Below are 12,071 nucleotides of genomic sequence, written 5' to 3' on the forward strand. Positions count from 1 at the left end.
TAATTATTGTTTTGCCTCCTGCGCTTCTTTTAAGAGAAGAGATATTGACTGGTGTTTACATGCTGTAAAAGCAATTGCAACTCAAACCTTATCCAAGCCATCATCGCGTTTCTTGCAGCGTCACAGAGAATGGGTTACCGGACAGTCTCCAGAAATCCAATCCGTCAGAAATTTCGATAGGTCATTTAAGCACATACCTCAAAATCAACTTGTTCCTTACAGAGAACCTATAGGCCAGCGGCTGCGCCAGCCCTTCCAAAATTTTACTTATTCTATGAAATAAGATGTACTATTTTAAAATATGCCTCCTTGTTTTTTGCGTCTTCTTTGTGAACCTCGCACAAAGTTGGGCGCAGGATTGCGTTGCTGTCATTACACCATCTAACCCAGCGGCGGTTTGCCAGCCCCAGGCGGTGACTTTGGCCGCCAACAGCGGTCCCGGCCTCAACTACCAATGGCAGAAGGACGGCACAGACATTCCTAACGCAACCGGGGTTTCCTTTACCGCGTCTTCTTCGGGCAGCTACACGGTAAGGGTAAGTAGCGCCACCTGTACTACTAAAACTTCTACGCCCGTTACGGTCACTATTACGCCGCAACCGGCCCAACCCACTTTTTTAGTCAACCCCAACAATACCCAGTGCGCCGGCCGGCCGGTTTCTTTTTCCATTGTCAGTCCCTTGCCCAACGCCTCCTATGTATGGGATTTTGGCGATGGTAGAACAGCCTCGGGGACAACCGTAAATCACACCTACTATTCGGTGGGCACCGGCACGGTAAACTACACTGCTCTGGTATATGCAGTGACGACAGACGGTTGCACATCCCCTACACGGTCTACCACTATTTCAGTGGCGCAGATTCCGGCGTTTAGCCCCCCCAAAGACAGCAGCAATTTCATTGTCTGCGTGCCAGACAGCCAAAAGGTGATTAAACAGACGGCCTCTCTGCTTAACCAAACGCCTGTCCCCAATAACATAGCCTCTTACGTGGTAGACTTTGGTGACGGGGCTGGTCCTAAAGTATTTTCACCCGCAGACTTCACAGCCTCTAAGCCTATTAGAAACACGGTTCCTTATGACACCACGGGAGCCTTTCCAATCACCATAAGAGCCATAGGCGCCAATGGATGTGATTCTGTCTACACCATTGACTACCAGGTAAGCCGAAAACCCAAAGCCCACTTCACCCCCAACAAAGAGCGCATAAACCCGGCAGACTGCGTGCCTGTGAAAGTAACCGTGGACACCGACAGCAGCCGGGGTGGGAATCTGGCCTATGAATGGCAGGTGCTCAACAACAATGGCCAAGAGGCGGGCAACAGTGACGTAGAATACATTGAGGATACTAACAATACGTCACAGAGTCCCATCTTCAGTTTTAAGACGAAGGGCAGGTTTACCATCAAGTTGTTCGTGTCCAACTCCTGCGGTAAGGATTCTACCGAGCAAAGCGTCTTGATTGCCTTGCCAGAGGTACGGATGCAGGCAGATTCTACCTACTGCGGCGCGCCGGCCACGGTCAAGTTTAATGGTGATTTGGTACAGTTTGATGCCAACCTAGGCACTATAAGTTCTTATGCCTGGACGGTATCTGGGGCAGGCGGAGCCACGGCTATCAATGGAACCACGTTGCAAGACCAAGCGCCTGAAATCAGATTCCCGAATGTGGGCGTGTACACGGTCACGGTCGTAGTCAGGAATGAGTGCGGCGCCTCTGATGAGGTGGAACAGCAGATGGCCACGGCCACCATTACCATCAATGACATACCCACGGCCCCTACGTTTTCTGGAACCTCCACGCAGATTTGCAACGAGACAGCGGCTTTAATCAGACCCACGGGCCCCGGTGTGTCCTTTAACTTTTACAGTGACCCGGCCGGAGGAACACCCTTGAAAACCGGAAGGGACTATACCACAGACACCCTGAGCGCCTCGGTTACCTATTACGTTTCTGCCGTCACGGACAAGGGGTGTGAAAGCGCCACCCGCACGCCGTTCACCGTCAACGTGACACCGGGCATCACCGACAATACCATAGCCGTTGAAGGCACCAACTCCCAGATTTGCGCAGGCTCAGGACCAGGCACCATTACAGGCAGTGCGGCCAAAGAAGGCAATGCGGTTCCTACCTATGTCTGGCAGAAAAGCACCACCAGTGAAACGGCAGGATTTACTACCCTTTCGGGGGTGACTACGCAGGATTATGCCCCGGGTGCGTTGGCAGCCACCACTTGGTTTAGACGCATTGCCCGCTCCAATTTCTCCTGTAATCCAGACACCAGCAATGTAGTGGTGGTAAACGTGAGTCCGGCCATAGAAGGCAACACCATCAACGTGGGCGGCGGCGGATTAAGCACCATCTGTGAAGGAGATACGGCTCCTGAGATTACCGGGACCGCTATTGCCGGGGTTACTTTCCTGTGGGAAAGCAGCAATAACGCCACCAACGGATTTACAGAGGCGCCGGGCGTCAACACCCAGCAGAACTACAGCCCGGGCATTTTAACCCAAACTACCTTCTTTAGAAGGCGCGTCATTAGCTCTGCCTGTGACCAGGCGTCTGCGGCTGTGGTAGAGATAAGGGTTACACCTAAACTGACCAATAACACCATTGAAGGCAATCAGGAAATTTGCGCCAGCGGGACAGCCCCGGCACCGTTGACAGGTAATGTCCCAACTGGTGGCGTGCTTACTAAAAATTATCGCTGGGAAAGTAGCCTAACGGGGAACGCCGAAGATTTCCAGACGGCGGCTGGCAACAACACCGGCCAAAACTACACGCCTGGGGTGCTTTCGCAAACTACGTTCTTCAGAAGGCTGGTTTCTTCTGGGGGCTGTGATTCCCTGGCCAGCAACATCGTTAAAATCACGGTGAGCGCTACCATCAATGACAACACCATTACGGCTTCTCAAACCTCGGTTTGTCAAAATACCAGTACCTCCTTCTCGGGCTCCGTTCCTTCTGGTGGTTCAGGCACGCTGAGCATTCAGTGGCAAAAAAGCACCACCAACGGCACCGACGGTTTCCAGAACATTGCCGGGGCCACCTCTCAGAATTACACGCCTCCTCCCACCAACTTAAACACCTGGTACCGCAGGCTGGTCACCTCGGCTGGCAATACCTGTCCGCCTAGCATCTCCAATGTGATTTTAATCTCAGTGGAACCATCACCGGTGGCGCCCATGGTACAATCCGCTAACGTCACATCATGTGCGGGAGAGTCTGTGACGCTGCGGGCAAACGGGACGGGTGGCGTGTTTGAGTGGTTCAATACGCCAGAAGGCGGCACTCCGGTATTCATTGGGCCTGAGTTCCAGACGGGACCTTTGACGGCGACTACCAACTATTATGTGCAGGCCAAGAACACCAACCAATGCGTAAGCGTTACGCGCACCCAGGTAACCGTGACGGTCAGCAATGCCGTGGCAGATGCCGGGCCAGACGCTACTATCATTGAAGGACAGGCGGCCACCTTGCGCGGAAGCGGCGGTGCCACCTACCTCTGGTCGCCGGCTACGGGCTTGAGCAGTACCACGGCAGCCAATCCGGCGGCCAGCCCTATTGTGACCACCACCTATACCTTGCAAGTGACAGACGCCAACGGGTGCACCGACACGGACGAGGTGACGGTGACTGTGATTGGCGGGCTCAAAATAGTGAACACCTTCTCTCCTAACGGTGATGGCATCAATGAGACCTGGGACATAGGCAACGTGAGCAACTTCCCAGAGATCTCCATTGAGATTTTCAACAGATGGGGCCAGCGCATTTACACGTCCAAAGGCTACGCCACGCCATGGGACGGCACATACAACGGAAAGGCTCTGCCGGTAGACACTTACTACTACATCATCAGGCTGAACCAGGAAGAGAATCCTTTGAAAGGAAGTGTCACCATTATCAAATAAACCATGATGAAAAACTCACTGTCACTTTGGGGATTGATGCTGGTGCTCTCTACCACGGCCTGGGCCCAGCAACGCCCGCAATACACCCAGTACATGATCAACAGCTATCTGCTTAACCCCGCCATTACGGGTATTGAAGATTATACAGATGTCAAACTTGGCTCGCGCCAGCAGTGGGTGGGTTTGGAAGGAGCACCAAAAACCTATTATTTCAGTGCCCATACGCCGCTTAACAAGGCCGTGGGGAGCGTGAGAAGCGCCTCTAGCCCCAGCGGCGTTAGGTCTGTGAACAAGAACAAATTTGTGCCGGCGTACCCGCACCACGGCGTGGGCATTATGGCGGTGGTAGACAAGGCCGGTCCTTTACGCCGAACCAATGTCAACCTTTCCTATGCCTACCACCTACCGGTAACCAGAAGCATTACAGTGTCTGTAGGGGCCCACGGCGGAATTCTAAGAAACAGTTTCAATGCAAGCGAGGCTACTTTCTCCAACCCGGCAGAGCCCGCGTTAGGCAGTGACTTCCTGAACCGAAATTTCATTGACGTAGGCTTGGGCACCTGGATTTACGCCCCTAATTTCTACCTTGGCTTTTCTGGGGCACAGTTGTTACACACCGAGTTAAGGGCTTCTGAGGGATCTATTACGGAGGGCATAGTTCAGAGGCATTTCTTTGGGATGGCTGGTTATAAGTTTAGGGTGGGACCTGCGGTGACGTTGATTCCATCAGTGTTGGTGAAGATAGCCTCGCCTAGCCCTACTACGGTAGACGCCAATCTGCGCGCCGTGTATGCTGACCGTTTCTGGGTAGGGGCCACCTACCGCGCCAAAGACGCCTATGCCGCCATGCTGGGAATAAACTTCACCCATTTCCTGGAAGCCAGTTACGCATATGACTATAACACCTCTAACCTCAACATCGCCAACTCTGGATCGCATGAAGTAACCGTGGGGGTGCGTCTCTTTAACAGAGGAAAAGTGCTGTGCCCACGCTGGATGAATTAATCCAATTCACTTAAAAAGTGCCGCCGTCGTTTTTACCCTATTTCCTGAAAAGGAGGCCAAAAACGACGGCGGCACTTTTTGTTTTTAACTAAGGGAAAGACACTCAGCCGAATGTCTTTAGGCCTGATTGGTAGGAAATCCAAACGCAAGTGGCTACTTTCTATTGATTGTTTCTGGTCACACCAGAAATGCGAGTATGTCTAGGCGATCAAAAGGTAAACCGTCGCTAAAAAAATGATTGCGCCGCTAAAAACATGGGAGGCTTAACATCTTAAATTATTGGCAAATAGGTTGGGAATAGCTGGGATCAACCCTTCCTGTCAAAAAAAACAGACGGACCGTTTTTAGCCTGTTTTCTGTAAAACAGGCTAAAAACGGTCCGTCAGATTGTAAATCCTCTAGTTATACTGGAAGTTATTTCTTGCCAAACAACCAGGTGAAGCCGTCTGGGAATTCGCGTTGCCAGAAGGATTCTTTGTGCTCTCCGTCGGCGTGGACTTCATATTGGAGGTTCTTCTTTTTTAGGCCTTTCTGCAGAAGCAAATCGCGCATTCTGGCCATGTCGGGCACCATGTCTTTTCCTTCTTTTTCGCCGGCCAACATCACCACTTTCAGGTCTTTGGGCACTTTGTTTTTAGAAACGTAGTCGTATACTTCAGGAGAAACCCAGAAGGCCGGGGAAAAGACGCCCGCCTTGCCAAATACGCTTGGGTGCTTAATGGCAGCGTACAAAGAAATCAAACCGCCCATGGAGCTTCCGGCCACGCCTGTGTACTTTTTCTCAGGCATGGTTCTATAGTGCGCGTCTATGTAAGGCTTTAAGGTGTAGGCCAGAAAATCAACGTAGGCCTCGCCTTGGCCGCCGCCGTATTTCTCGTTCTTCCAGGGGGTGTATTCATTCATGCGCTGGTCACCGCCGTTGTCTGGGGCAACAATTATTGCGCTCAGGCCTTTCTCTTGGAACAGCTTGTCCATGGATTCGTCAATGCCCCACTCCCCGCTGAAGCCATAAAAAGCGTCAAACAAATTCTGCCCGTCGTGCATATACAGCACCGGGTATTTTTTGCCGGAGGTGGCGTAGTCGGGTGGCAGGTAAATCCAAACGCGGCGGCTTCGGTTTAACTGGGGCATCCAGAACTCATTGCTCAGGATTTTCACGTTGGCGCTGGCTGTGTGCACCTTGTCAGGGCTGTCATGAAAATCTGACCAGCTTTCTATTTCCAAACGTACTGTATCTATAGGTTTCTTGGCCAGATAGATTCTATTGTTTTTAGCCACGCCATTGGTAAAAGCTTCACCGGTGGCCCAGCTACCGCGCGTTATTTTGTATTCCAATTCTTCCTTGCCAGAAGGCATGGTTAGGTAATAACGTCCGTTGGCTGCCTTTTTAAAGCTATGGGCTTTGTTTCGGGGGTTCCAGTTGTTGTGGTTGCCGGCCAGGAAAAGCGTGTCTTGGGCAGGGGTTTTGGCTGGAACCTTGGTCACCTCAAAAGTGACCTGCGCCAAGGCGGTTTGCACGCCCACGCCTAGAAGCAACAGGGTCATCAGCTTAGTTCTGAAGCTGTTTTTCATAATTTGGCATTTTAAAATCAAGGAAATCGATTTCCCTCTCACAAATCTTATTATTTTTGGTGTAAATATTATAAAACTAGCAAAGAAACGCTAGGCCCTGGACCCCAAACATCCCAAAGGCATGTATAAAAAAGCAATTCCCGTATTACTAATAGCCAGTTGTGCTTTTTTATCATGCACCAGAAATGCTTCAGCGCCCATGCCTTCTGATTCGGTTCTATATACGTCTGCCGCGTACTCCCTCTTTTCTAACAGGGTGGTGCAGGGAAAAAACGAGGCGGTAGCCATATCCCCTACGCATTTGCGGTCTACCTACCAAAGTCCTGCCAACCAGACGTTTAACCGGCTCATTGAATTCAAATTCAGCTTAAACGGCAAAGACAATGAGCTGCCGGTGGGCGTAAACCACCACTTGGTTTTACAACCCGTTAATGGCAAAGTGGTAACGCCAATTATAGTGTTTGGGCAACAAGATGCCATAACGCCTACTGCCAAGGCCAACGATTTCCTTGAGCCCAACACCGAGGTTACTATTAAGTTGGACATGCGGCAAGTATTGGAGGCTTTTCAGAAGCAAGGCTATTACACGTCTTCTAACGGGGACAAGCTCTATACCCAGGATTTTAAAGGCGTCTTTGTGGCTGGAGGTTCTGAGCCCTTGAGCTGGGATTTTGAGAACCTGCCCAGCCGCCAGCACCTGCAACTAACAGATCCCGACAAAGACGGCATTTATACTGTTACGCTCACATTCAACGCCTACAACCCAGAAAACTTCACCGCCTCTGAGTGGAAGCTAAATAAGGACATTAGCCGCCTACCGCAGTTTAGCTCTAGCCACGTCTTGCTAGATGCTTTATACAACATGTCTTTAGAAGAGTCAATGCTGGACATACGCCCTGACCAGACCTTTATGGCCGGAGCCAAATGGGACGGCGTCTGGACGCGGGACATCAGCTATAGCATTGTGTTAGCCTTGGCGGCCATTCACCCCGAGATTTCTAAGAACAGCCTGCTGCGCAAAGTCAAAGACGGACGCATTATTCAGGACACCGGCACGGGTGGTTCCTGGCCTATCTCCTCTGACCGCATGACCTGGGCCCTAGCCGCCTGGGAAGTGTATGTAGTAACGGGAGACCAGAATTGGTTACAGCAGGCTTTTGCTATCATTAAAAAATCAGCGGAGGAAGATTTATTGACCGTGCAAGACCCAAAGACTGGCCTGATGCGCGGCGAGTCCTCTTTCCTGGATTGGCGCAAGCAGACCTACCCGCTCTGGATGCAACCCGTGGACATTTACGAGTCGCTTAATTTGGGTACCAACGCCGTGCATTACCAGACCTACCGTATTCTGGAACAGATGGCCCAGCGCCTGGGACAGCCTAGCCAGCAGTACAGCCAATTAGCGAATCTAATTAAGCAGGGAATCAATGAAAAGCTTTGGTCTGAGGAGCATAAGTACTATGGCCAGTACCTGTACGGACGCCTACACGTGAGCTTGTCACCCAAGGCCGAAGCATTGGGTGAAGCCCTAACCATTTTATATGGCATTGCAGACGGTGAGCGCCAAACACAGGTATTAAACAACACGCCGCAGACTAACTACGGCATTCCTAGCATCTACCCGTACATCCCAGAGATTCCGCCCTACCACAACAACAGCATGTGGCCCTTTGTGCAGGCCTATTGGACCTGGGCCGCCGCTGAGGCCGGACATACCGCCAAAGTATCTGAGAGCATGAGTGCGCTCTACCGCGCGGCTGCCTTGTTCTTGACCAACAAAGAAAACTTGGTGGCTACCACCGGTGATTACAAAGGCACTGAGATTAACTCTGACCGGCAATTATGGAGCGTGGCTGGCAATCTGGCCATGGTGTACAGAGTGTTCTTCGGGATGAAGTTTGAGCAAGACAAACTGGTCTTTAAACCCGTAGTGCCAGCCAACTTTGCAGGTAAGAAAACCTTAACCAACTTCCCTTTCAGAAAAGCCGTCTTAAACATAAAATTAGAAGGCCACGGCACGCAACTAAAAGAAGTATATCTGGACGGTAAACGCCTAGAGAACGCCGAAGTGCCAGCCTCTTTGACAGGCCAGCATACGCTTAGAATGATTTTGGCCGGCGATCTAGGAACTACCTCTCCCTCTAAAATGGTGGAGCACTTATTCTCCCCTACTACACCGCAAATTACATACAAAAATGGAGTGGTGAGTTGGCCTTCGGTGTCGCAGGCAGCTTCTTATAAAGTTTTATACAACGGGAAAGAAAGTGAGACTAAAAACACAACTTTCGCAATTGTTACCGGCAATCAAATTATACCTACAGAACTCCAAGTTAAGGCGGTTGATAAAAATGGTACCGAGTCCTTTTTAAGTGAACCACTTAGAATTGATCGCTCCATTGTGGTAGAACTAGAAACTACAATTTCTTCAAAAGCCCACAACGCTGCAGGATTCACTGGCAAAGGCTATACAGAAATCAAGAAAGGGCAAGCGCCATTTATGTTTAAAGTGCAGGTGAATGAAAACGGATATTACGCACTGGACTTTAGATATGCCAACGGAAGCGGCCCTATCAACACCGACAACAAAGCGTCCATCCGGAGCCTGGCTGTCAATGGAAAACGTATAGGCGCCATGGTGTTTCCGCAGCGCGGTTTCGACGAATGGTCTAACTGGGGCTATTCGAACGCGCAGCAACTGTACTTGCCTAAAGGCATCCATACGTTTACACTTTCCCTGGAAGCGTCAGACGAGAATATGAACGGCGATGTCAATGAAGCCCTGTTAGACCACCTGCGATTGACCTGGCTAAGAGCCAAAAAATAAGCTTCGTTTTTAGCCTGTTTTCTGGAAATTAGGCCTAAAATGACTTAACAATAAATTTAGATAAATTAATAAAGATAAACGTATGCGGAAATTCCCCTTCGGCTTGGCCGGCAGATTGAGCTTCTTGCTTTTGTTGCTGGTCACTTTCACCACGCAGGCCCAGAAAAAAGACGGCATCACCCGTATAGATCCTACGTTCTGGTGGGTGGGCATGAAAAACCCCAACCTGCAACTCTTGGTGTACGGCCCTAATGCTGGTACCTATGACTACTCCTTGAGCCATCCGGGTGTGACCTTGGTGAAGACCAATAAAGTAGAAAACCCTAACTACGCCTTTATTGATGTGACCATTGCGCCTACCGCCAAAGCGGGTAGCTTCACTTTGACTGGTAAAAAAGGCGGCAAGACCATCAAGCGTACGTATGAACTGAAAGCCCGTACCGCAGAACCGAAGGCCCAAGGCCTAAACGGCTCTGACTTCATATACCTGGTCCTGCCTGACCGCTTCTCTAACGGCGACCCCAAGAACGACAAGTTCAAGGAAATGGCCGACCCCAACGCCGACCGGAACAACCCATTCCTACGTCACGGCGGTGACATACAGGGGATTCAGAACCACTTAGATTATTTTCAGGAATTTGGAGTGACGGCGCTTTGGCTGAACCCGGTCATTGAAAACAACCAACCACTAACGGATGAAGGCGGTACCAAGCGCAGTGCCTACCATGGCTACGCCTTCACGGACCATTACAACGTAGACCGCCGCTTGGGTGGCAACGAAGCGTACAAAAAACTAGCCCAGGCGGCGCACGCGAGAGGCATGAAAATTGTGCAGGACGCCGTGTACAACCACGTGGGCATCAACCACTGGTTTATCAAAGACCTGCCCAGCAAAGACTGGGTGCACCAGTTCCCCAGCTACACCAACACCTCGCACAAGTTCCAGCCCATCATTGACCCCAACGGCTCCAAAGCGGACTGGGACATCATGCTCAACGGTTGGTTCACGCCTTTCATGCCTGATCTGAACCATGACAACAAGTTGGTGGAGAACTACCTCATTCAGCATGCCATCTGGACGGTCGAGCACTTTGGCGTGGATGCCTGGCGCATTGACACCTACATGTACAACGAGGACCAGTTCATGAACCGCTGTAACCAGGCCCTGCTGGACGAGTACCCCAACATCCACATCTTCGGGGAGAGCTGGGTGAACAATGTCATCGCGCAGGCCCGTTTTACGCGCAACAACATCAACTTCCCGTTCAAGAGCAACCAACCCGGCACGCTGGATTTCGTCTTATTCAACGCCATCAATGACGCCCTAAACCAAAACTTCGGCTGGGACGAAGGCGTGAGCAAAGTGCACCAAGTCTTGGCGCAGGACGCCGTCTATGAAGACCCCATGAAACTGGTGACCTTCCTGGACAACCATGACATGAACCGCTACTTCTCCGTAATAGGCGAAGACCTGAACAAGTACAAAATGGGCATGACCTGGCTCTTGACCACACGTGGCATTCCGTCCCTGTACTACGGCACCGAGATTCTGATGAAGAACTTCAAGGACCCTTCGGACGCCGAGGTGCGCAAGGATTTCCCGGGTGGTTTTGCCGGTGACAAGGAGAACAAGTTCTTGGCCTCAGGGAGAAGTGAGCGTGAGAATGACGCCTTCAATTTTGTAAAGACCCTGGCCAACTACCGCAAGAACACCCCTACCCTGCACTCTGGTAAACTGATGCAGTTTGTACCGCAGGACGGTATCTACGTGTACTTCAGGTACAACCAGGACAAAACCGTGATGGTGGCCACCAATACCACAAACAAAGAGGTTGATTTAAAAACCGAGCGTTTCGCAGAGCGTACAGCCGGCTTCACCAAAGCCCAGAACGTAATCACCAACCAGCCGGTAAGCGGCCTGGCCAGTATTAAGATTCCGGCCAAGACCGCCTTGGTGCTAGAGCTACAGAAATAAACCGTTTTTGGCCTATTTTCTGGAAAACAGGCCGAAAACGACCTTACCTTCAACCCTCCATTGAGAGGTATAACCTTACAAGAAAAGAAGTAAATGAGCCAGATAACAGCGTGCCTTTTTGACTTAGACGGCGTTTTAGTAGACACCGCCGTGTACCATTACAAAGCCTGGCGGGACCTTGCCAACAGCCTGGGTATAGAATTCACCGAAGAGGACAATGAGCGCTTGAAGGGCGTGAGCCGCGTGCGGTCCCTGGAGATTATCCTGGAGATTGGCAACCAGACCCTGGAGCAGGAGAAGATGCTGGCCCTTTGCGAGCAGAAAAACACCGAGTACTTGAAAGACGTGGCCCAAATGACGCCCGCCGAGATTCTGCCCGGCGTAGTGGATTTCCTGAAGGCCCTTAAGCAAGAAGGAATTCTGATTGCCTTAGGTTCGGCGAGTAAGAACGCCCAGTTGATTCTGGAGCGTACCGGTTTGCTAGGCTATTTTGACGCCATCATTGACGGCCGTCATGTCATCAACGGCAAACCAGACCCAGAGGTGTTCTTAAAAGGCGCCGAAGCCTTGAGCGTACAGCCTGAAAACTGCGTAGTCTTTGAAGACGCCGTAGCCGGCGTAGAGGCCGCCAAGAACGCAGGCATGCTGTGCGTAGGCGTAGGTGAACCAGAGACCTTGGCGCTGGCAGACATCGTGGTGAAAGACATGACCGAAATGTCAGTCGCCAAATTGAGAGAGTTGGAGAAGTAATCCGTTAATAGACACGCATTTCGTCCCCCTTTGA

Annotated in this window: 6 protein-coding genes; 5 read left to right on the forward strand and 1 reads right to left on the reverse strand. The window is 51.1% G+C overall.

Features of this window, described 5'->3' with window-relative positions; genetic code table 11:
* Positions 1-329 precede the first annotated feature (329 nt).
* Complete coding sequence (locus ABD880_RS04750) at positions 330-3,911, forward strand: Ig-like domain-containing protein (protein ID WP_345162861.1); 3,582 nt, start codon at positions 330-332, stop codon at positions 3,909-3,911.
* A 3-nt stretch (positions 3,912-3,914) separates the two neighbouring features.
* On the forward strand, positions 3,915-4,916 hold the full coding sequence (locus ABD880_RS04755; RefSeq protein WP_345162865.1) for a PorP/SprF family type IX secretion system membrane protein: 1,002 nt from the start codon (positions 3,915-3,917) through the stop codon (positions 4,914-4,916).
* A 414-nt stretch (positions 4,917-5,330) separates the two neighbouring features.
* Here ABD880_RS04755 and ABD880_RS04760 read toward each other — a convergent pair whose 3' ends face one another.
* A complete protein-coding gene (locus ABD880_RS04760) occupies positions 5,331-6,488 on the reverse strand; it encodes an alpha/beta hydrolase (protein ID WP_345162868.1) in 1,158 nt (385 codons plus the stop codon).
* Positions 6,489-6,687: 199 nt separating this feature from the next.
* Here ABD880_RS04760 and ABD880_RS04765 point away from each other — a divergent pair, with 199 nt between their 5' ends.
* The 3 genes from ABD880_RS04765 (at position 6,688) to pgmB (ending at position 12,037) form a co-directional block, all read left to right on the forward strand.
* Positions 6,688-9,312 (forward strand): alpha-L-rhamnosidase-related protein, encoded by a 2,625-nt coding sequence (locus ABD880_RS04765; RefSeq protein ID WP_345162871.1) that lies wholly within the window; start codon positions 6,688-6,690, stop codon positions 9,310-9,312.
* An 82-nt stretch (positions 9,313-9,394) separates the two neighbouring features.
* The gene (locus tag ABD880_RS04770) at positions 9,395-11,287 is read left to right on the forward strand and encodes a glycoside hydrolase family 13 protein (RefSeq protein ID WP_345162874.1); all 1,893 of its coding nucleotides are present in this window, start codon (positions 9,395-9,397) and stop codon (positions 11,285-11,287) included.
* A 93-nt stretch (positions 11,288-11,380) separates the two neighbouring features.
* Entirely contained in the window at positions 11,381-12,037 is a 657-nt protein-coding gene (pgmB, locus tag ABD880_RS04775; protein ID WP_345162877.1) for a beta-phosphoglucomutase, read from the forward strand.
* Positions 12,038-12,071: the final 34 nt, after the last annotated feature.

The sequence above is a fragment of the Nibribacter koreensis genome (assembly GCF_039541795.1).
In the GTDB taxonomy this organism is placed as follows: Bacteria; Bacteroidota; Bacteroidia; order Cytophagales; family Hymenobacteraceae; genus Nibribacter; species Nibribacter koreensis.